Here is a 20159-nt window from a genome sequence, read left to right as displayed (position 1 = left end):
TTCAATTGAATTTTCATATCTGGTGACCCAGCTCACACTAGAGGTCATTCCCACCCCGCGCCAATTCCTGGAGGACACTCGTGAGCATTCCGGACACCGACTCCCTACGGCCCCGCATCGTCACCCTCGGCACCGCCGGCGGACCGCGCTGGTGGCGTGCCGAGCAAGCGAGCCGGCGCACCGGCATCGCCACGGCCGTCGTGGTGGGCGAGGCGGTCTATCTGGTGGATTGTGGCCACGGCGTGGGCCGGCGGATGGCCGAGGCCGGCCTGGAGATCCGCGACCTGCGCGGAATTTTCCTGACCCACCTGCACTCTGACCACACCGTGGACCTGGCCAGCCTGGCCATTTTCGGGCTCTACGAGCTGCTGGATCGGGTCGGTGACCCGGTGCGCATCATCGGCCCGGGCAACCGCGGGGCGCTGCCGCCCGCCTCGCCGCGGGCCGTCGTGGCGCCCACCCCGCTTGCCCCGGACTGCCCGACCCCAGGGACGCAGGAGATGTTCGAGACCCTGATGCGGGCCCACGCCACGGACCTCAACGACCGGATCATCGACTCGCTGCGCCCCTCCCCCTTCGAGCTCTTCGAGGCCCAGGACATCGTCGTCCCGGCCAGCACCGGCTACCACCCCAACGAGAACCCGACCCCGGACATGGAGCCGTTCGAGATCTACCGCGACGAACTGGTCACCGTGTCCGCGATCCTCGTCGAGCACCCGCCGATCGCCCCGGCCTTCGGCCTGCGCTTCGACACCGCCGAAGGCTCGGTCACCTTCTCCGGCGACACCGCCTACACCCCCAACATGATCCGGCTGGCCCGCGACACCGACCTGCTGCTGCACGAAGCCATCGACTTCGGCTACGTCGAGCGCCTCTACGGCGACAAGACCGACGAGGGCTCCCGTGCCGCCCGGGACCACCACTACAAGTCCCACACCTCCGTGACCGACGCGGCCCGTGTCGCCCAGCAGGCCGGGGCCCGCCAGCTGGCCCTGCACCACCTCGTGCCCGGCACCGCACCGGATGCGGTGTGGCAAGAAGCCCGACTGCATTTCGACGGCGTCTTCCACGTGCCCGACGACCTCGACGTCATCAACCTGCATCCCGCCCTGGACCGTATCGCTCTCTGACCTGCATCATCTTCTGAGGAGCCACTGTGACGACCACACCCACCACCACCCAGCAGAGCCCGCCACCTCCCGGTCCGGCGGTCCAGGAATCGCTGAACACCAAGGACATGCGGCGCATCCTGGCATCGAGCTTCGTCGGCAGCGCCATCGAGTACTACGACTTCATCCTCTACGCCACCGCCGCTTCCCTGGTCTTCAACCACGTCTTCTTCGCCAACCTCGACCCCGCCGTCGCCCTGTTCGCCTCTTTCGCCACCATGGCCGCCGGCTACCTCGCCCGCCCCCTCGGGGGCATCGTCTTCGGGCACTACGGCGACCGGATCGGGCGCAAGAAGATGCTGGTGCTGTCCATGCTGCTCATGGGCGGAGCCACCGTGCTCATCGGCCTGTTGCCCACGACCGCACAGATCGGCATCGCAGCGCCAGTCATCCTCGTGCTGCTGCGCCTGGTCCAGGGCGTGGCCGTCGGTGGTGAGTGGGGCGGGGCCGCCCTGATGGCTATGGAGCACGCCCCCCAGCGCAAGCGCGGCTTCGCCACCGTCTTCGCCAACGCCGGCGGTCCGGCCGGCGCCATCCTCGCCACCCTGGTCGTCTCGGCCGTCTCGGCCCTGACCGGTGACCAATTCCTGGAATGGGGCTGGCGCATCCCATTCCTGCTCTCCGCGGTACTGATCGTCGTCGGCATGGTGATCCGCCTCAAGGTCACCGAGACCCCGATGTTCGCCCAGCTCGCCGAGGCCGGCGAGAAGCGCCGCCTGCCGCTGACGGACGTGCTGCGCAACCACCCGCGCGCGGTGGTCCTGGCGCTGATCGCCGCCACGAGCTTCTACTGCTGCCAGGGCCTGCTCACCGTCTGGGGCGTCTCCATCGCCGCCGCAGAAGGCGTGGATCGGGAAGCGCTGCTGAACTGGAAGGCCGCCGGCGCGGTCGTGACCCTCGTTGTCACCTTCTGGGCCGCCCGCATGAGCGACCACATCGGCCGCCGCAAAATGCTGACCATCGGTGGGGTCATGGGCATCGTGGCCGCCTACCCGCTGATGCTCCTGCTCAACAACGGGACACTGTGGGGCTTCGCCGTGGCCATCATCATCGGCCAAGGCGTGATCCAGGGCCTGCTGTACGGCCCGATCGGCGCCTTCATCGCCGAGCAGTTCCCCACCCGAGTCCGCTACACCGGTGCGTCGCTGGCCTACCAGGGCGCCTCAGTGCTCGGCGCCGGCTTTACCCCGATGATCGCCACCGGGCTGATGATCGTCGGTGGCCTCACCCTGGTGGCGGTGTTCTGGGTCACCGTCCTGGCTGCTGGCGTGGTCGCCGTACTGCTGACCAAAGAAAGTTCCCGCACGGCCCTCAGCTGAGCACTCCACCCTCCCGCGGCGGCCACCCCTCGCAACGACGCGGGGTGGCCGCCGCTGGACGGAACTGGGACTGCCGGCAGACCAGCGGCACCCGCAGTGAGGGCACACCGGGACCGCCAGCACGGTGGGTTGAGGCTTCTGATTCATCTGCCACTGTGACGAAGCATCCCCGCGACCACTTCATCCCCGACACCTCCGCCCAACCACTCATCGATCGGGGTCCTGTGCGCTGGCACCGAGCCAGGCCCTTGGATCACCTGGCCAACAAACGCACCTTTGTGGCCTGGATTCTCCGTGAGCCGTCACTGACGACGAATCTGTTCCTGCTCGTCCTACTCGCGGTCCCCTAACCGGCCATATGTAAACCCCGGGAGGGACTAACCCTGTAGTCGATGCCCTGGTGGGGCCGAGGACGCCGTTACTGCGGTATCGATTGGTCTGGTGGTTCCGGGTTTCGGTTACGGAAAAGTGGCGGAGTGGGGCGAGTGGGGGCGACCGACTGGTCGGAAGCAGCGACGTAGGTGCCGGCGTGAGGTTGACGTACCAGCAACCCGGCAGCAACAAGGTGGTCTATGGCTTTCCTGACCGTGATCCGTGACACGTTCAGTCGGGCGACGAGCTCGCTTTCCTTTTCCAGCTTGGCACCTGGGGTTAGCACTCCGTTGCGGATGGCATCCTTCAGGGCCAGCTCCAGTTGGTAATAGAGGGGTATGGGAGAGGTTTTGTCGATCGCCAGTGGCAACGTTGCAGACATTGTGGGCTTCCAGAAGCACGTGGATTGATGGGGACTACAGCGAATACCGGGCGCGGGCGGCATCTGTGTGATGGGTCCGGGTCCGCATTCACAAGGTCATGCGGCATCTTTGGGCATGGCAGGTCGCGGCCCGTTGCATGGGTGTCGAGGCGGTCCGGCCTATCGGAGGGATGCTGGGGTGACAACGCCCGTGGGGAACAGGCCGAGGGTATGTTCCGCACGGGCGTTGTCACCGGTGGCCGCCCCTGGTGCCTGCCGGCGTTGCTGGGCGGTTGCCATCGATGTTCCGACGTGACCGGTAGGCGCCGGTGACGGTGAGGCCCATCGGTGCGCAGGGCACCTGAGCTTTGCCGCTTAGCGAGGACGGGCGCCGACGCTGGTGTGTGGCAGCGCTTGGAGGAACTGCGCTGAGGCGCGGACATCGGCCATCGGTCCCACACCGTGTGGTGGCCCGGAGAGCATGGTGTCCTGTTCCAGGACGTACCATCCCGGGTAGTCGACGGCCTCGAGCTCGGCGACGATCTCGGCAATCCGGCAATCGCCGGCGCCGAGGGGGACGAACATTCCTTGCCGGACCCCGGCGGTGAACTCCAGCTCGCCGCGTCCGACTTGCCCAGCCATCTCGGCATCGACGTCTTTGAGGTGGACGTGGCCGATGCGGGAGGCGTGCTGTCGCACCAGCTCCAGCGGGTTCGTGCCGCCGATGAGCAGGTGTCCGGTGTCGAGGCAGAGATCGACGGAGGTCGCCTCGAGCACCCGGTTCACCGCGGCGGCGGATTCGATCATGGTGCCCACGTGCGGGTGCAGCACAGCCGTGATCCCCTGCTCAGCGGCCCGCCGGACGACTCGCTCCAGGTTTGCCCCGAAGACCGCCCACTGCTGATCGTCCATCTGCTGCTTGTCGTCGTAGGAGACGGCTCCGGTGTCGGCGGACAGCACCAGCACCTGCGCTCCGGCAGCTTTGAAGGCCTCCAGTTCGGCTTCGACCGCAGACATGGGGTCGTGGTTCTGGTCGTGGAGGACGACCGGCAAGAAACCGCCGACTGCCCTGAGCCCGTAGTCCCGCAGTGCTTGGGCGCGGTCCTGGGGGTCCACGGGCAAGAACCCGACAGGCCCGAACTCGGTGGCGGAGATTCCCAGTTCCGCCATCTCAGTCAGTACCTGTTCAGGGGTCAATTGGTATCCCCAGCCCTCGGCCTCACACACTCCCCACGAAATGGGGGCGGCGGCCAGGCGGTCGGTCATGATTGCCATATACGTATCCCTGTTCTGTGTGGTGTGTGGACTACTGCCCGTGGCGGGGCCGTTCACCGGCGGCCTCCCCGGCCAGCTGCTCGTCGGACCCGAAGTGGGCGAAGGCGCCGAGCTCCTCGAACTCGTTCTCCCCGGCGTTGAGGCTCACCACCGGGATCCCGGCCTCCTCCGACCGCTGCAGCACATCGCGCATTGCGTCGGGCTTGGCCAGAGTCACGGCGATGCCGTCGACGCCCTGATCGATGTACTGCTGCACCAGCTGGGCTTGCCGGCCGCCCTCGGGGTCGGAACCGTAGAGGAACTCCACGTTGTTCTTGGCCGAGGCCTCCTCCGTCCCCTTGCGGATGGTGTCCCAGAAGGTGTCGTCGGGCGCGGCGTGGGTGACCATGGCGATCTTCATCGGCTCGGTCTGGGCCACCTGGCCGCCCTCCCCCTCGGCCGCGGCGGGCGTACGCCCGCCCTGCGACGAGCAGCCGGCCAGGGCCAGAGCGGGAACCAGCAGCGCAGCTCCGGCTAGCCGTCACCGGGATGCCCACCGACGGGACGGGGTGGAAACACGTCGTGCAGTCATGGAAATGCTCCTCTCTCGGCAAGGCTCCGCGCCTCGATGCGCACCTACAAATAACCCCATGCAATGTGTTGCCGCTCACACTAATACGTACTACAGTTTCTGCCAAGGGATTTGTCAGGACAACGTTTCATGACCCGTTCTGGCCTGTTCTCGCCCCGTAGACCTCTCTTGAAGGAGCAACTCGTGTTCGACTCGCGCACCTTGAACGTCGGTTTGATCGGTGCCGGCCGCATCGGCTCCAGCCATGCCCAGCTCATCGCCCGCGCCATTCCCAACGCTCGTCTCGCGGCCGTGGCTGATCCCGTGGACGGTGCCGCCGCCCGCCTGGCCGTGTCGCTGGGGGTGGACACCGCCTACACGGACATCACCGAGCTGCTGGTCGACCCGGCCCTGGATGCGGTGGTGATCACCGCCCCGGCCCGCTTCCACACCACCCTGGTGGAGCAGGCCGCCGCGGCGGGCAAGGCGATCTTCTGCGAGAAGCCGGCCGGGATGACCTTGGAGGAGATCGACCGGGTCCACCGCGCCGTGGATCAGAACGGGGTGGTCTTCCGGATCGGGTTCAACCGCCGCTTCGCCGACGGATTCCCGCAGGCCCGCGCGGCCATCGAGGCCGGGCGAATCGGCACCCCGCAGCTGCTGCGCTCGACCACCCGCGACCCGGGACTGGCGAACCCCGGCGCGGTGGCGCCGTGGACGATCTTCCTGGAGACGCTGATCCACGACTTCGACACCTTGAACTTCCTCAACCCCGCCGCCCGGGCGGTACAGGTGTACGCGGTGGCCGATGCGCTGGTGGCCCCGGACTTCAAGGAGGCCGGGCTGCTGGACACCGCCGTGGTCACGATCCGCTACGACAACGGGGCGATCGCCACCGCCGAGGCCAGCTTCTCGGCCGCCTACGGCTACGACACCCGGGCGGAGGCCTTCGGCTCGGCCGGCATGGTCACCGCCGGGGACCTGGCGGCCTCGAGCATGCGCTACTACGGCCCCGAGGGCCTCGCCGCCGACACGGTGCGCGCCGACACCCAGTCCATGCGTAGCGCCTACACCGGAGAGCTGCAGGCCTTCGTCGACACTGCCTTGGGCACCCCGACCGAGGGGCCAGGCACCAAGGCCGCCCGGGATGCGCTGCGGATCGCGCTGGGCTGCATCGAGTCCTACCGCACCAACGCCCCCGTCGAGCTCTCTGTCGCGGAGGCCACCCGATGAGCGGGTTCACCCTGGCCGCCAACGCGGAGATGCTCTACGGCGACCTGCCGTTTGAGCAGCGGGTGCGGTGCCTGCACGAGGCCGGGTTCGAGGTGGAGATCTGGGGCTGGACCACCAAGGACCTGCCCGCCCTGGCCGCCACCGGGGCCCGGTTCGGGTCCATGACCGGCTACGTGTCCGGCAGCCTGGTCGACCCGGACGGGGCCGCCGCGCTGCTGCGCACCGCCGAGGACTCCCTGGCGGCGGCGGCGGTCCTCGACTGCCCCCGGCTCAACGTCCACGGCACCGGCCTGGATGACAAGGGCCTGCCCGTGGTGGCCCATGAGGTCGTGACCGGGACCGACTGGCTGGCTGCGGCCCGCACCCTGGAGCGGCTGGCCGCCCTGGGCGAACGCCACGGGCGGATCTTCACCCTGGAGAACCTCAACACCGCCGTCGATCACCCGGGGGTGCCCTTCGGACGGGCCGAGGACACTCTGGCCCTGGTCGCGGCGGTGGACAGCCCGCACCTGCGGCTGAACCTGGACCTGTACCACGCCCAGATCGGGGAGGGGAACCTGGTGGAGCTGTGCGCCCGGGCTCTTCCGCATATTGGGGAGATCCAGGTCGCCGACGTGCCTGGGCGCTGCGAGCCCGGCACCGGGGAGATCCACTACCCTCGGGTCGCCGCGGCCCTGACCGAGATTGGATACGAAGGAGTGGTCGCGATGGAGGCCTTTGCCGCCGATACCCCCGACGTGGCCCTGCAACGCTTCCGCGACGCCTTCACCACCTCCCGGCGATGACTCCCACCTCCGCGTCACAGGACGCCCCCGGCCGCCCGGGCCGGCGCCGCGTCACCATGCGCGATGTCGCCCAGGCGGCCGGGGTCTCCCAGCCGCTGGTTTCGATCGTCTTCCGCGACGCCCCCGGGGCCAGCGAGGAGACCCGGGCCCGTGTGCGGGCGGTCGCCGCCGAGCTGGGCTATCGCCGTGACGAACGCGCCCGCGTGCTGCGCCAACAGCACTCCCGGCTGCTCGGGGTGGCCTTCGAACCGATGCAGCCCTTCCACGGAGAAATCGTCGACGGCCTGCACCTCGCCGCCCAAGAGCACGGCTACGACATCGTCCTTTCTGCCATCACGCCCCACCGCGCCGAAGACGCTGCCGTCGAAGCCTTGCTGCGCGACCGGTGCGAGGTAGTGATCCTGCTGGGCAGCTCATTGCCTCAAGACCGGCTGGAGCACCTGAGCAGAACCTTGCCGGTCGTCTCTGTCACCCGGGCCGTCACCTCGGAAGCCATCGCCAGTGTCGCCACTGACGACCACCGGGGCATGGTCCTGGCCGTGGAACACCTGATCTCCCTCGGCCACCAGCGCATCGCCTACATCGACGCCAACCGTGAAGCCGGCGGCCAGGACCGCCGCGCGGGGTATCAAGACGCCATGACTGCCGCAGGCCTTGCGGACCAAGCCCTCATCGTGGCCGGCGGCGCCTCGGAGGCCGAAGGTGCAGCCGCCGTCACCGAGCTCCTGTCTCAAGACCCCGCCCCCACAGCCGTGATCGCTTTCAACGACCGTTGCGCCGTCGGGGTGATCAGCCAGGCCCGGGTCCTCGGCCACAGCGTGCCCGAAGACCTCTCGGTGGTCGGTTTCGACGACTCCGAGCAGGCGTCCCTGCCCTACATCGATCTCACCACCGTGGCCCAAAACCCTCATCAACTGGCCCACACGGCCGTCGAGCTCGCCCTGCGCCACCTCACTACCGCAGCGACAGACACTCCCGCCCCAGGCGAACACATCGTGATTCCCTCACAACTTGTCACCCGCACCAGCACCGCTCCTGTCCACCTCTGATCCTCAAAGGAAACCAAAATGGTCACATCTTCTATGGGCAGCGCCGCGTCCAAGCCGTCGCTGCCTCCGCTTGTTCCGGGGCCGTATCGCCAACGGCTTGGCACAGTGGCACTCATCGCAACGTTCGGTGGTTTGTTGTTCGGCTACGACACGAGCGTGATCAACGGTGCGATGGAACTCATGTCCCGGCCCGACCAGCTCAATCTCGATGCGATCGGTGAAGGTATAGCGGTCAGCTCGCTGCTCTTCGCTGCCGCCGCTGGCGCCATCTCGGGCGGCCGGTTGTCAGACGCCTGGGGTCGCCGCAAGACCATCATTCTGCTCGCGGCGATGTTCTTCGGCGGAGTGATCTTCTGCGTCGTAGCCCCAAACCTGGCGATCATGGTGGTGGGCCGCATCATCCTCGGCCTGGCCGTGGGCGCCGCCTCGACCGTGGTACCGGTGTTCCTGGCAGAACTGGCGCCCTTCGAAATCCGCGGTTCACTCGCCGGCCGCAATGAGCTGATGATCGTCACCGGTCAGCTTGCCGCGATCGTCATCAACGCGATCATCGGCAACCTCTGGGGCGAGGAGCACCCCTGGGTCTGGCGGGTCATGCTGGCCTTCGCCGCGCTGCCGGCGATTGTGCTGTTCTTCGGCATGCTGCGCATGCCGGAGTCCCCGCGGTGGCTCGTGGAGAAAGGCCGCAACGAGGAAGCCCTGGAAATCCTCAAAAGCCTGCGCCCGGAGGATCGCGCCAAGCCGGAGCTGGATGAGATCTCATTCGTCACCAACGAAGAGGAAAAGCTCATCCCGATGGACCTCGCGGGCATCTTCAGCAACAAGAACCTGTACCGCATCGTGCTCATCGGTTGCGGCATAGGGTTCTTCCAGCAGCTGACCGGCATCAACTCAATTCTCTACTACGGGCAGAGGGTGCTCATCGATGCCGGTTTCTCGGCCGGTGGAGCACTCATCGCGAACATCGCGCCTGCGGTCATCTCGGTCATCACCGCGATCATCGCCCTGCGCATCATCGACCGCATCAGCCGCCGCAAAACGTTCTTGTTGGGGTACGGGCTGGTGACGATCTGCCACATCCTCATTGGCACCGCCGCCACACTGCTGCCCGAGGGAAGCCCGATCAAGCCGTATGTGCTGCTGGTTTTGATCGTGCTGTTCGTCGGCTCGATGCAGCTGTTCCTGAACATCGCCACGTGGGTCACGCTCTCGGAGATCTTCCCGCTAAAGATGCGTGCCTTCGGCATGGGTATGTCGGTGTTGGTCCTCTGGCTCACCAACGCCTTCCTAGGACTGTTCTTCCCGACAATCATTGCCGCAATTGGAATCTCAGGCTCGTTCTTCGCCTTCGCGGTGGTCAACGTGGTCGCATTCGTCTTCGTCTACAAGGCAGTGCCGGAAACCCGCGGACGCACCCTCGAGGAACTCGAGGAAGATGTCACGACCGGCGCAATCTACGTCATCAACAAGCCACAACACGTGGACTCCTGACCGAACACTCACGATGAGCCCGCCGCCACTCGAGGCGGCGGGCTCATCGCCACTCACGGAACATCCACCGCAGGACGGTCCGCCGCTAACCGGCCATATGTAAAGGGCGCGCTCGATGAGCCAGGTTGCGGATTCGACGCCTCATGGCTTTCGGTGATGTGAGCTTTTTGTGAGTCTGCAGCGTTGATTCGATCCACCCGTTGAGGTGAGCTCAATCGCCGTTTTCGCGGGACCTTGTACTTTTGAGGTGCTCAGGGTCGATGGCTACCGTGGAGTGGCCTTCGTGATCGCCGGGCGATCGCCATGAGCACCAGGACGACTGCGCACAAGCTGCCCAGGAACAATGCGGCAACGGTCACGGCTGTGCTCAACGAACTCACAGTGGCCAGGATCCCGACGCCGATCGCGACACCACCCTGCAGGAAGTACGCGACGAGGTACAGCAACGACAAGTTGGCACCGCGGTGCTCCTCTGGTGCAGCACGGTTCATGACCCCCAGGCCGCCGGAGAAGGCAAAGGAGTACGCGACCCCGCCGACCAGGCACCAGGCGAAGAAGAACCCGATCAACCCGGATGCGGCGGCCACCACCATGAGAGTCAGACTGCCGGCTGAGAGCAGTGCACCGATGACTACTGCAGCCTGCACGGGCAGCCGCGTCGAAAGCAGTGCCGTGACGCCGATCGCTGCGGCCGAACAGCCCAGGAGCAGGCCGGTCACCAAAGCGTCGTCTGTCTGCGTGAACTGGCGGATCATGTGCGCACCAAGGGACAGCATGATCGCACCCACGCAGTAAGCGAGGGCAACCGAGATCGTTGCGATCATGAACGTCAGTCGTACTCCCGGGGCCAAGCGCAGCGCCTGGGGCCGCCATCGCGGGGCGTTCGAAGGACGGTCATCGGGAGAGAGTGTGAGAGCGATGATCGTGCAGAGCGCCAGACCGAGAAGGACGATGTAGCTCCAGAACATCGGCAGGGGCACGAATCGGGCGAACAGGCCGCTGAGCACCAGGGCGAGCATTAGCCCAGTGGCGGTCGAAATCGTGGCCAGCGTGCTGGCGAACCGAGGATTGGAGGTGACATTGTTCTCCACTAGCGAGGCGGTTGCGGCTCCCATCGCCAGTCCGGTGCCTGCTCCCTGGAGCACACGTCCGGCGAACAGGAATCCGACGTTCGGGGCGAGGGCGAAGAGCACGGCTGAGGCGGCGATGAGGACAAGGCCGATGATCATGACTTTTCGTCTGCCGAGCTGGTCGGATAGTCCTCCGAACAGGGGTAGGACAATGATGATCGCGAGCTGGTAGGTGGCGAACACCGCGGTAATGACCGCAGGGGTGAGCCCCCATTGCTCTGCGTACGTGGGGTAGAGGACGCTCGGCGCCCCGCTGGACCATAGTGCCAGGGCCAGCACCGATGCCGAGGCCCAAAATGCTCTTCGCCTGCCGAAGCGACTGGGGCGCGTGCTGGCCTGAGGGATGATTTCATGGCGCGCCATCGCTGTCGTTTGCCGTGTCATTGCGGAGGCAACTCCTGTACGTGTGTTGCAGCGGTGCTGGTGCCCTGCGTGGACAAAAGGCTCCCCATGTCAGCAGCAGCTCAGGCCAGGGTCAGCACGGTCTTGCCGGGGCCGGACTTGGTGGACTGTGCCGTGGCGGCCTGCTCGAGAGGGAAGGTCGCGGTGATGGTGGGGGTGAGCTGGCCGGTGATGGTCAGCTCGGCCAGGGCGGTCATGCCCGCGCCGTCTGCTTCGACGAACAGCCCGGCGAGGCGGACTCCCCGCTCGCGTGCGTCGTCTTCGATGGCCGCGAGGGTTTGGGGCAACGTTGAGACCAGGATGCCATCGGGTTTGAGCACCTCCAGTGCCTTGACGGGGTAGTCACCGCCGACGGTCTCCAGAACCACATCGAGGTTGTCGGTGGCTTGGGTGATGTCGGTGGTGGTGTAGTCGATCACCTCGTCGGCGCCCAGCGTGCGGACGAAGTCGGTGTTTGCGGTGGAGGCCACGCCGATGACATATGCACCATGGGCCTTGGCGATCTGGACGGCGAGGTGCCCGACTCCGCCGGAGGCCCCGTTAACCAGCACCCGGCTGCCTTCACCGATCCGGGCGGTGTCCACCAGCGCCTGCCAGGCGGTTAGCCCGGACAGGGGCAGTGCCGCGGCCTGGACGTGGTCCAAGCAATCCGGTTTCGGTACGAAGGCGCGGGCCGGTCCCACGGCGTACTGGGCGTGGGCGCCGTGCCCGTGCGGGAACGGCAGCATCCCGAATACCGCATCGCCGGGCCGGTGGATGGTCACTCCTGGGCCGGTGACTTCCACGGTGCCCGCGAGGTCCCAGCCGAGCACGAACGGCGGCTGGCCCACGAACATGCCGGTCTGCCGGTTCATCCCGTCGACGGGATTCACGCTCGCGGCGTGCACCCGGACGAGGACTTCGCCCATGCCGGGTTCGGGCCGCTGGACGGTGGTGGGCTTGAGGACCTCGGGGCCGCCGAGTTCGTCCTGACTGATGGCCTGCATCGTGTGGTTCATGCCTTCTCCTTACCGGTGGACAGGTGAGTGGTGGTCCAGCATGGTTTCGGTGAACTGTTCCCAGTACTGGAAGATCCCGCCGTGGCCGGCGTTCGGGTAGATCACGAGCTGGCTGTCTGGGATGCGGCGGTGAAGGTCTTCGGACAGTTCCGAGGGGACCATTCGGTCGTGGTCGCCGTTGGCGACCAACGTCGGGGCAGAGACGGAGGACAGGTCCTGGGGCTCGGCCCTGCCCCAGGCCTTAATGACCTTCAGCTGCGTCCGGAAGGCCTGCGTGGTAATCGAGGCGTCCCGGTCCATGACGCGTTCGTCCAGCCGCTGCAGGTACGCTTTGGCAGCGTCCTTGCCGGTCTTGTCGCGGTTGAAGAAGAGGAACTCCTTGGCGTCGGTGCGCGCCGCCGCTCCGCGGACCATGTCCCAGTACACATACGCCGCTCCGGTGGGCCGGTTGATGCCGGCCCCGCCCGCCGGGCCGGTTCCGGCCAGCGTAAGGCGCCGCACCAGTCCGGTGTGGTCCAGGGCGATCTGCTGCGCGATGAAGCCACCCAGGGAGAAGCCGACGAGGTCCACTTCGGTGAACCGCATCGCCTCGATGAAGCCGACGGCGGCGTCGGCCATCCCCTTCACGGTAGGGGGCACGGTTCCGCTGGACGCGCCCACGCCGGGCAGGTCCACGGCGATGACGCGGTGATGGCGGGCCAGCGCGTCCATGAGGCGGGGATCCCAGTTGTCCAGGGTGGCCCCCAGATGTGCCAGCATCACGACCGGTGTGCCGCCGGAGGCACCGAGTTCTCGGTAGGCCATCGTTTGGCCGCCCGCGAGGATCCGCTGGGTCGGAGCCGTCACCCACGTCGATGCCAGGGCCTGTGATAGACCGTCGCCCTTCGGCCCACCGGCATCGTGGGGCGCGACCGATTCGGTGCTGACGAGCACCTTGCCGCGAACCCCGCCCGACAGAAGCGCTTCCAGCGCCTGCCTGGTCTGTTCGAACGGCAGAGTCCGGTCGACGACCGGCCGGATGGTGCCCTGGTCCACGAGTCCAGCAATCGTGCGCAGCTGGTCCCCATGGGGTTGGATGAACAAGAAGTGGTAGATCACGCCCAGCCGGCGGGCCTGCCGCCGAATGCCGCTGCTCAGGGCGCGGATCGCAGCCTTCACCACCGGGTTGACCCGTGCCTGCGCCGCGAAGTCCGGGTCCGGCGGCCCGGTGATGCTGATGACGGTGCCGCCTGGCCGTAGAACGCCCAGGGACTTCTTCAACGTTTCGCCGCCCTGGCTGTCCAAGACGAGATCGACGCCGGACAGCTTCGCTGCGAAGTCCTCCGTGCGGTAGTCGATGACGATGTCCGCGCCGAGTTCCCGCACCAGATCGGCATTGGCGGCGCTGACCGTGGTCGCCACGGTAGCGCCTAAATATTTGGCCAGCTGAATGGCCACCGAACCCACGCCCCCCGACCCGCCATGGATGAGGACGGTCTGGCCGGCACGCAGCTGCCCCATCTCCACGAGTGCGTTCCACGCGGTCAGACCGTTCACCGGCAGGGACGCGGCTTCCGCCATGGTCACCGTGCTTGGCTTCAACGCGAGGTACTTCTCATCGATGGCAATCAGCTCGGCGAAGGCCCCCATCCTGGTCAGGTCCGCATAGGCGAACACCTCCATCCCCGGCTCGAACTGGTGGGCCAGAGACCCGGTGGCCACCACCTCACCGGCGAACTCGCTGCCCACGACCATCGGCAGTCTGAACGGGAAGATCTGCTTGAACTCACCCGTACGAAGACGCTCATCACCATGGTTGACGCCCGCGGCCTTCATCCGCACCAGAACCTCGTGGTCGCCCAGGACCGGTTCGGGCACGTCCGCCTGGCGCAGCGGGGACCCGTACTTCTGTAAGACGAACGCCTTCATGCCAACTCCTGCAGGGATCTACCATGGTGGTTGTAAACTGTTACCAGTGACCCTATTCGGACTGGTAACACAGTGCAACTACTTGGAGGTTGGCTTGATCACGTCGCCACGGTCGGGGTGCCCGATCAACCGCGCCCTGGAAGTCGTCGGGGATCGATGGAGCCTGGTGATCCTGCGCGACGTCATGGCCTATGACCGTCGCAGCTTCCGTGAACTGTTGACGGCCAACGACGAAGGCATCAGTGCTCCTGTGCTATCCAGGCGCCTGGCGGATCTGACGAGTGCAGGGTTCTTGTCCAAGACCGAGGCCCCGCGGGGAAAGCAAGGGCGGTACTCACTGACCGAACTCGGGATCCGAACAATCCCGCTAATGGTGGAGTTGGCTAACCTGGGCGTCGCCATCGACCCATCCACCGCGGAACAGAGGCCGGGGTTCATGCGCTCGGGCAATAACGACGAGCTGGGTTCCAGAACCGAGGACCTACGGAGACAGCACATCGGCGCAGACGACGCGGCCGACGTGCCCTTGCCGCGGTGACCTGGACCGCGACCGCCGACTCAATCCTCGAAAAGGTCGCCCGCGGCCGCGTCGCGCTTCAAGCCATCCAGCAAAACTGAGACACACCATTAGCTCAGTTCTGGGCTAGTCGAAGCTCACCACGGCCGAAGGAGAAGTTCTCCTTCGGGACCGGCACCAGTGCGATAAACACGTCATCGGCGCTGATACCCAGGGCCCTGACGGTGTTGTCGCAGATCGCCCGGACTACTGCGCGTTTGTCGGCCAGCGGTCGTTCCGCGGTGAAGAGAACGGTGATGATCACTGCGTTCTCGCTGCGGTTCATCCCCATGTACGAGGGGTCGAGGAACAGTGAACCGGCCGGTTGGTCGGAGATGATGACGAACTGGTCCTCGCGGGGAATGCCCAGGGCCTCGTGGAGGGCTCCAGGCAGTGCCGAACCCAGGGCCTGCTTCTGTTGAGGCGAGAATCGGTCAGCGGGGATGTGTGCCTTGAATACGGGCATGGTTCGGCCTTTCACTGGGGGTAGATCAGCTCTTGGCCACCTGGGTCGCAGCTTTGCCGTTCACGTCGTTTCGAGCGGGAAGACCAGCAGAGAGCCGGAGGCTGTTGCCACGGTTTCGCCGCCCTTGTCGACGACCTCGCCTTCGGCGAAGATGACTCGGCGGCCAGGTTTGACGACCCGGCCCGTGCAGGTCAGCGGTCCACTGTCGGCGCTGACCGGCCGCAGGTAGTTGGTTTTGATCTCGATCGAGGTGTACCCGGTCCCAGCCGGCAACGTGGAGTGTGCTGCACATTCCAGGGCAGAGTCGAGCACTGTGCCGACGAAGCCGCCGTGGACCACGCCGATCGGGTTGTAATGCGATTCGTCGGGCTGGCCGCGGAACGTCACCGTGCCATGCTCGACGTCGACGAGGTCCATGTTCACATGACCCGCCATGGGAGGATTCGGCAGATCCCCGGCGACCATTCTTCGAAGGAACTCGATCCCGTCGAGCGTGGGCATCACAGCTCGCCCCTCGCGTGGGTCACGCCAGCGGATAACCGTTTCCCTTTCAGCCGTGAGGGAAGATTCAGAATCAGCCATGCCGGACTCCATTCCTTGTTTCCTGGTCGGTGAGGTGCTCAGGCGGTTCGGTCCGGCGGTGTTCCCGGAAGGGCTACGTTCTGCAGCCGGAGGAGTCCACGGGCCAAGACCTTCGAGGCCGCATCGTCGGTGATGACGACCTGCCACAACTGCTGGGTGCGTCCCTGCTGGAGCGCTTCAGCCTGGACCGAGGCGAGCCCGCCGGTGGACGGTCGCAGGAAGTCGGTGGCGTTGTGCACGCCCACGGCGAACTGGCCGCGCTCGGCCACCGCGTAGCTGGCGGCAACACTTCCTGCGGACTCGACGATGGTTGCGTAGAGACCGCCGTGGACCACTCCCCACGGGGTGAAATGGTCCTCGTTGAGCTCGACGTGACCGCGAAGACGAGTGTCCCCGACCTCGTCGATGACAAACCCTGAGGCGGCAACGAACCGGCTCGCGTCCTCTAGGGAGAAACCGGGAATCTTCGTTGCACTGCTGGTCATAGGTGACCACCCCTCACTGGCTCTGTATTCTGAAGCTAGAGTAGGGGCCTAAAGCTGTCAACCAGGACGTCATAGGTGAAAGGGGTTCGCTCACCATGCGATGGCTCGAGATGGATACCGGCAATTGCTCGATCCAGCGCACGCTGACCGTCATCGGGGAGAAGTGGACGATCCTCGTCCTGCGCGAGGTGTTCAACGGAGTGCGTCGGTTCGACCAGATCCGGGAGCACACGGGCATGTCGGACGCGGTGCTGGCCGACCGGCTACGCACCCTTGTTGCCGCGGGCGTGCTCGAGGCCATGCCGTACCGCGAACCGGGGCGGAGGGCCCGTTACGAGTACCGGCTGACGGCGAAGGGACGTGATCTCCATCCGGTGCTCATCGCCCTGCTCCAATGGGGCGACCGATACTGTGCCGATCGTGAGGGACCCGCCATCGTCGTCGCCCACGAGGGATGCGGTGAACCCGTGGAAGCAGTCGTGGAATGTGCAGCTGGCCACCGTCTCGCCTCTGCCGCAGACAGCTATGCGCTTCCCGGCCCGGGTGCGCGTCGGCGGGCATAGGCTCTGTCAGCTGAGGGCCGGCGCGATTCCCGGCCATCTGTAAAGGTTCGCTGATCAGGCCTTTCCTGGCGGGCTCGATGATCTCCTGACTGGGCCTTCATCGGTTGCTTATATTCACTCCTTGCTGACAGAGAGGGCTGCCGGACCGGTAGCCGGCCTTATGTAAAAACCCATTGAGATTGGTGCATATAAACGTTCAGCGCTTCGTATATTCCATCGGTCGGGAAATACGGCTACCTGTCTCGATTGAATTTTCGTTCGCTCCGTAGGGGTCGCAGTCGGTGTAAAGGCGGGTCCGCCCGGCCTGCGCGCTCATGACGCGGCCCCGGCCAGGCCCAGCAGGCGCACCGCGTTGTCCTTGAGGATCTTCGGGCGGACCTCGTCCGTGAAGGACTGCTGCTCGAAGGCGCCCAGCCACTTCTGGGGGGTGATCAGCGGGTAGTCGGTGCCGAAGAGGACCTTGTCCTGGAGCATCGCGTTGGAGGCCTTCACCAGGGACTCCGGGAAGTACTTCGGCGACCAGCCGGAGAGGTCGATCCACACGTTGGCCTTGTGCGTGGCGATCGAGTTGGCCTCCTCCTGCCACGGCACCGAGGGGTGGGCCATGATCACCTGCAGCTCGGGGAAGTCCGCGGCCACCGCGTCCAGCAGCAGCGGGTTGGAGTAGCCCAGCTTGATCCCGTAGCCGCCGGGCAGGCCCGCGCCCATGCCGTTCTGCCCGGTGTGGAACAGTGCCGGCACCCCCAGGGCCTGGATCGCTTCGTAGAGGGGGTAGAACCGCTCATCGGAGGGGTCGAAGCCCTGCAGGGACGGGTGGAACTTGAAGCCCTTCACCCCGTGGTGCTCCACAAGCTTCTTCGCCCGCTCCACGGCAGGCCCGCCCTGGAGCGGGTCCACGGAGCCGAAGGGGATGAGCACGTCGTTGTTGCGCGCGGCACCGGCGGCGATCTCCTCGATGGAGTTGGGCTCGTGCCCCAGGGCGGTGGTGGCGTCGACGGTGAAGACGACGGCGGCCATCCGCCACTGCCGGTAGCGCTGCGCGATGGTGTCCAGGGACGGGGAGCGGTCCTCGGACTTGAAGTACTTGGCGGAGGCCTCGGTGAGCGCTGCCGGCAGGGAGGGGTGCCCGTGGTCGGAGCACTCGATGTGCACGTGCATGTCGATGGCGTCCAGAGACGCGAGGTCGAGCCCGTACTCGTAGATCATGCAGATTCCTTTCAGGGGCCCCGTTGCCTAAATCAGGTGCTATCCAGCAGCTTGATCTGCTTTTTGGGGCGCTAACCCACGTTGTTGACGTCAAGGTCGTTGCCGATGACCACTGGCCCATCGAAGTAATTCTCAATGCAGGGTCCGTGAGCTGTAAGTCAAATAAAGAAGGGACTTGTTGAGTGGCCGTGCAAGGCCCTTCGTTGCGGTAAGTGCGTCCGGATCACGCGGCAGGGCTGTTGACGGGGTCGTAGGACTGGGCGTTTGAGGTTGCCCCACCATCGATGGAAATGATTGTTCCGGTGATGAACGAGGCTTTTTCCGAGGCCAGGAACACCACGGTGTGAGCAACCTCGGAAGGGTCGGCGAGCCGGTGCATGGGCTGAGGTGCCATCAGGCTCTCTTGAGCCTCTTGCGGAAGATTGAGGACCATCGGTGTGCCGATCGCCCCCGGGGCGATGCCGTTGACGCGGATGCCGAAGTTCGCGTACTCGCCGGCAGCGGTCTTCGTCAGCCCCACAACCCCATGCTTGGCGGCAACGTAGGCCCCGGCCTGGGGAGTTCCAACCAGGCCGGCTTCGGAGGCGGTGTTGATGATCGCGCCACCGCCGTGCTCCATCATGTGGTTGATTTCTTCCTTCATGGCCAGGAAGACGCCTTTGAGGTCGACGGCGATAATCTTGTCGAAGTCTTCCTCGGTGGTGTCGGCCAGGAAACCGCCGACGAGCACGCCGGCGTTGTTGTGTGCGAAGTCCAGCCGGCCGTAGGTCTCCACGGTGGTGGCGATCAGGTTCCGGACACTGGCAGCATCTGCCACATCTACGGGGACGAAGACGGCCTTGCCCCCTGCCTCTTCGACCAGACGCACGGTCTCCTCGGCCTGGGCGCGCATCGGTCCGATGTCGGCGACGACGACCGAGGCGCCTTCACGGCCGAAGGCGATGGCCGTGGCTCGTCCGATACCGCCGGCGGCGCCGCTGACCAATCCGGCCTTGCCAGTGAACTCACTCATGGAACTCCTTCTTTTATGGGGTGATCACGATCTTCACCATCGGGTGGGGGCACAGTCGGCGGCGGTAGTTGCCGGAGGGGTGGGGCAGGTGGAGGCAGTGCTGCCGTGATAACTGGAGGGATCTTGCGGTCAGCGTCAGAGGATTTGGTGCTCATTGAGGCAGAGCATTTTGCGTTCTCTTTTTCTGAGGTCCCGGACCTACCCCACCTGCATGGGCGGCATGGAGTCCTCCACGAGCTCGGGGTAATGAGGAGTACTGGAACTCAAAACCTCGACGCGGGCACCCGCAGGTAGGGCAGTAAAATTCTTGATGGAGTGGGAGCTTTCTGCCATGGGTGGTGGCCTTTCTCCTGTGTGGCTCCTCGGCTCAGGGGCGATGATTCTCCTCCCATTGTCGAAGCGGCCCTCCTGGACCTACACAGGCGCCAGAAGCTCGTGTGCTGCCCGAATGGGGGAGCTATCGGGAGAGATATCCGCCGTCAATGGGCAGGTAGGCTCCGTTGACGAAGGACCACTGGTCTGCGCTGATCATGGCGACAACTTCACCGACTTCACGGGGCTTACCCATCCGTTCGATGGGATGAGCCATGTCCAGTGCTGCGCGGGTTTTCTCGTCCAGGGCCATCTCTAGACCGGTCTTGATGAAGGCCGGCCCTACCGCGATGGCCCGAATGTTCTGTGCCGCGTAGTCCACGGCGATCTGTTTGGTCAGCCCGACGACGGCGTGCTTCGCGGCGACGTAGGGCGCCAGCCCTGGGAAGGCAACCTGTCCGAGGATGGAGGAAATGTTGATGATCGTTCCTCCACCGTTGCGCAGCATGGCCGGCACCTGGGCTTTGATGCCGTAGAAGACACCGTCCAGATCGATCGACAAGGTGCGCCGCCACAGATCGGTGGAGATCTCTGCCATTGGCGTAGGAGGCGGGGCGATGCCGGCGTTGTTGCAGGCGATGTCGAGACGCCCGTAGGTATCCAGGGCAAATTGAACGAGTCCCCGGCTTTCCTCCGGGGAGCTAACGTCGGTGTGGTGGTAGGTGGCGGTGCCACCAGCATTGAGGATGAGCTGGACGGTTTCCGCGCCCGTGTCATCGTTGATGTCGGAGACGACGACGTGGGCGCCTGCCTGGGCATAACACTGAGCGATCGAGCGGCCCAGGCCTGCTCCGGCTCCGGTGACCAGGGCGACTTTGCCTTCCAACGGCATGAGATTCCTTTTTTCGGTGCTGGGAGGGGTGGAGGCAGGACCG

At 65.7% G+C, this 20159-nt stretch carries 20 protein-coding genes; 8 read left to right on the top strand and 12 right to left on the bottom strand.

The window, feature by feature from the left end; all coding sequences use genetic code 11:
- Positions 1 to 80 precede the first annotated feature (80 nt).
- The gene (locus RF647_RS15070) at positions 81 to 1130 is read left to right on the top strand and encodes an MBL fold metallo-hydrolase (protein WP_368812425.1); all 1050 of its coding nucleotides are present in this window, start codon (positions 81 to 83) and stop codon (positions 1128 to 1130) included.
- 26 nt (positions 1131 to 1156) lie between these two features.
- Entirely contained in the window at positions 1157 to 2488 is a 1332-nt protein-coding gene (locus RF647_RS15065; RefSeq protein WP_368812424.1) for an MFS transporter, read from the top strand.
- A gap of 418 nt (positions 2489 to 2906) precedes the next feature.
- Here RF647_RS15065 and RF647_RS15060 read toward each other — a convergent pair whose 3' ends face one another.
- From RF647_RS15060 to RF647_RS15050, 3 genes are all read right to left on the bottom strand, one after another.
- Positions 2907 to 3242 (bottom strand): GntR family transcriptional regulator, encoded by a 336-nt coding sequence (locus RF647_RS15060; RefSeq protein ID WP_368812423.1) that lies wholly within the window; start codon positions 3240 to 3242, stop codon positions 2907 to 2909.
- A gap of 354 nt (positions 3243 to 3596) precedes the next feature.
- Positions 3597 to 4496 carry a TIM barrel protein gene (locus RF647_RS15055; protein WP_368812422.1) on the bottom strand — a complete coding sequence of 300 codons (900 nt, stop codon included), beginning with the start codon at positions 4494 to 4496 and terminating at the stop codon, positions 3597 to 3599.
- Between the two features lie 31 nt (positions 4497 to 4527).
- Positions 4528 to 4914, bottom strand: coding sequence for a substrate-binding domain-containing protein (locus RF647_RS15050; RefSeq protein ID WP_368812421.1), 387 nt, complete (start codon positions 4912 to 4914; stop codon positions 4528 to 4530).
- A 336-nt stretch (positions 4915 to 5250) separates the two neighbouring features.
- Here RF647_RS15050 and RF647_RS15045 point away from each other — a divergent pair, with 336 nt between their 5' ends.
- Genes RF647_RS15045 through RF647_RS15030 form a run of 4 tightly spaced genes read left to right on the top strand, consistent with a single transcriptional unit; the run spans position 5251 to position 9604 of the window.
- Positions 5251 to 6279 carry a Gfo/Idh/MocA family oxidoreductase gene (locus RF647_RS15045; protein WP_368812420.1) on the top strand — a complete coding sequence of 343 codons (1029 nt, stop codon included), beginning with the start codon at positions 5251 to 5253 and terminating at the stop codon, positions 6277 to 6279.
- Entirely contained in the window at positions 6276 to 7064 is a 789-nt protein-coding gene (locus tag RF647_RS15040) for a TIM barrel protein (protein WP_368812419.1), read from the top strand. Before RF647_RS15045 ends, RF647_RS15040 begins: the two co-directional genes overlap by 4 nt.
- Positions 7061 to 8113, top strand: a complete 1053-nt coding sequence (locus RF647_RS15035) for a LacI family DNA-binding transcriptional regulator (protein ID WP_368812418.1) — start codon at positions 7061 to 7063, stop codon at positions 8111 to 8113. The genes RF647_RS15040 and RF647_RS15035 overlap by 4 nt, the downstream gene beginning before the upstream one ends.
- Positions 8114 to 8131: 18 nt before the next feature.
- A complete protein-coding gene (locus RF647_RS15030) occupies positions 8132 to 9604 on the top strand; it encodes a sugar porter family MFS transporter (protein WP_368812417.1) in 1473 nt (490 codons plus the stop codon).
- Positions 9605 to 9855: 251 nt separating this feature from the next.
- Here RF647_RS15030 and RF647_RS15025 read toward each other — a convergent pair whose 3' ends face one another.
- The 3 genes from RF647_RS15025 to RF647_RS15015 all read right to left on the bottom strand — a co-directional run bounded on the left by RF647_RS15025 (position 9856) and on the right by RF647_RS15015 (position 14042).
- Complete coding sequence (locus RF647_RS15025) at positions 9856 to 11118, bottom strand: MFS transporter (RefSeq protein ID WP_368812416.1); 1263 nt, start codon at positions 11116 to 11118, stop codon at positions 9856 to 9858.
- 80 nt (positions 11119 to 11198) lie between these two features.
- The gene (locus RF647_RS15020) at positions 11199 to 12134 is read right to left on the bottom strand and encodes an NADP-dependent oxidoreductase (RefSeq protein ID WP_368812415.1); all 936 of its coding nucleotides are present in this window, start codon (positions 12132 to 12134) and stop codon (positions 11199 to 11201) included.
- A 9-nt stretch (positions 12135 to 12143) separates the two neighbouring features.
- A complete protein-coding gene (locus tag RF647_RS15015; protein WP_368812414.1) occupies positions 12144 to 14042 on the bottom strand; it encodes an alpha/beta fold hydrolase in 1899 nt (632 codons plus the stop codon).
- Here RF647_RS15015 and RF647_RS15010 point away from each other — a divergent pair.
- Positions 14041 to 14580, top strand: a complete 540-nt coding sequence (locus tag RF647_RS15010; RefSeq protein ID WP_368812413.1) for a winged helix-turn-helix transcriptional regulator — start codon at positions 14041 to 14043, stop codon at positions 14578 to 14580. The genes RF647_RS15015 and RF647_RS15010 overlap by 2 nt on opposite strands.
- 94 nt (positions 14581 to 14674) lie before the next feature.
- Here the strand turns inward: RF647_RS15010 and RF647_RS15005 are convergent, their stop codons facing one another.
- Genes RF647_RS15005 through RF647_RS14995 form a run of 3 tightly spaced genes read right to left on the bottom strand, consistent with a single transcriptional unit; the run spans position 14675 to position 16131 of the window.
- Positions 14675 to 15064: a tautomerase family protein gene (locus RF647_RS15005; protein ID WP_368812412.1), complete on the bottom strand. Its 390-nt coding sequence runs from the start codon at positions 15062 to 15064 to the stop codon at positions 14675 to 14677.
- A 60-nt stretch (positions 15065 to 15124) separates the two neighbouring features.
- Positions 15125 to 15646 carry a PaaI family thioesterase gene (locus RF647_RS15000; RefSeq protein WP_368812411.1) on the bottom strand — a complete coding sequence of 174 codons (522 nt, stop codon included), beginning with the start codon at positions 15644 to 15646 and terminating at the stop codon, positions 15125 to 15127.
- A gap of 38 nt (positions 15647 to 15684) precedes the next feature.
- Positions 15685 to 16131: a PaaI family thioesterase gene (locus RF647_RS14995; protein WP_368812410.1), complete on the bottom strand. Its 447-nt coding sequence runs from the start codon at positions 16129 to 16131 to the stop codon at positions 15685 to 15687.
- Positions 16132 to 16226: 95 nt separating this feature from the next.
- On the opposite strand from RF647_RS14995, the gene RF647_RS14990 reads away from it, so the two are divergent.
- Positions 16227 to 16694, top strand: coding sequence for a winged helix-turn-helix transcriptional regulator (locus tag RF647_RS14990; RefSeq protein WP_368812409.1), 468 nt, complete (start codon positions 16227 to 16229; stop codon positions 16692 to 16694).
- Positions 16695 to 17006: 312 nt separating this feature from the next.
- On the opposite strand, the gene RF647_RS14985 is transcribed toward RF647_RS14990, so the two are convergent.
- The 3 genes from RF647_RS14985 to RF647_RS14975 all read right to left on the bottom strand — a co-directional run bounded on the left by RF647_RS14985 (position 17007) and on the right by RF647_RS14975 (position 20116).
- Positions 17007 to 17900, bottom strand: a complete 894-nt coding sequence (locus RF647_RS14985; protein ID WP_368812408.1) for an amidohydrolase family protein — start codon at positions 17898 to 17900, stop codon at positions 17007 to 17009.
- Between the two features lie 223 nt (positions 17901 to 18123).
- A complete protein-coding gene (locus tag RF647_RS14980; RefSeq protein WP_368812407.1) occupies positions 18124 to 18912 on the bottom strand; it encodes an SDR family NAD(P)-dependent oxidoreductase in 789 nt (262 codons plus the stop codon).
- A gap of 457 nt (positions 18913 to 19369) precedes the next feature.
- A complete protein-coding gene (locus RF647_RS14975) occupies positions 19370 to 20116 on the bottom strand; it encodes an SDR family NAD(P)-dependent oxidoreductase (protein ID WP_368812406.1) in 747 nt (248 codons plus the stop codon).
- Positions 20117 to 20159 lie beyond the last annotated feature (43 nt).

Source organism: Kocuria sp. CPCC 205263 (assembly GCF_040981075.1).
Classification (GTDB): Bacteria; Actinomycetota; Actinomycetes; order Actinomycetales; family Micrococcaceae; genus Kocuria; species Kocuria rosea.
The sequence above is the reverse complement of the archived record's forward strand: the minus strand, read 5'-3'. Positions and strand labels throughout refer to the sequence as shown.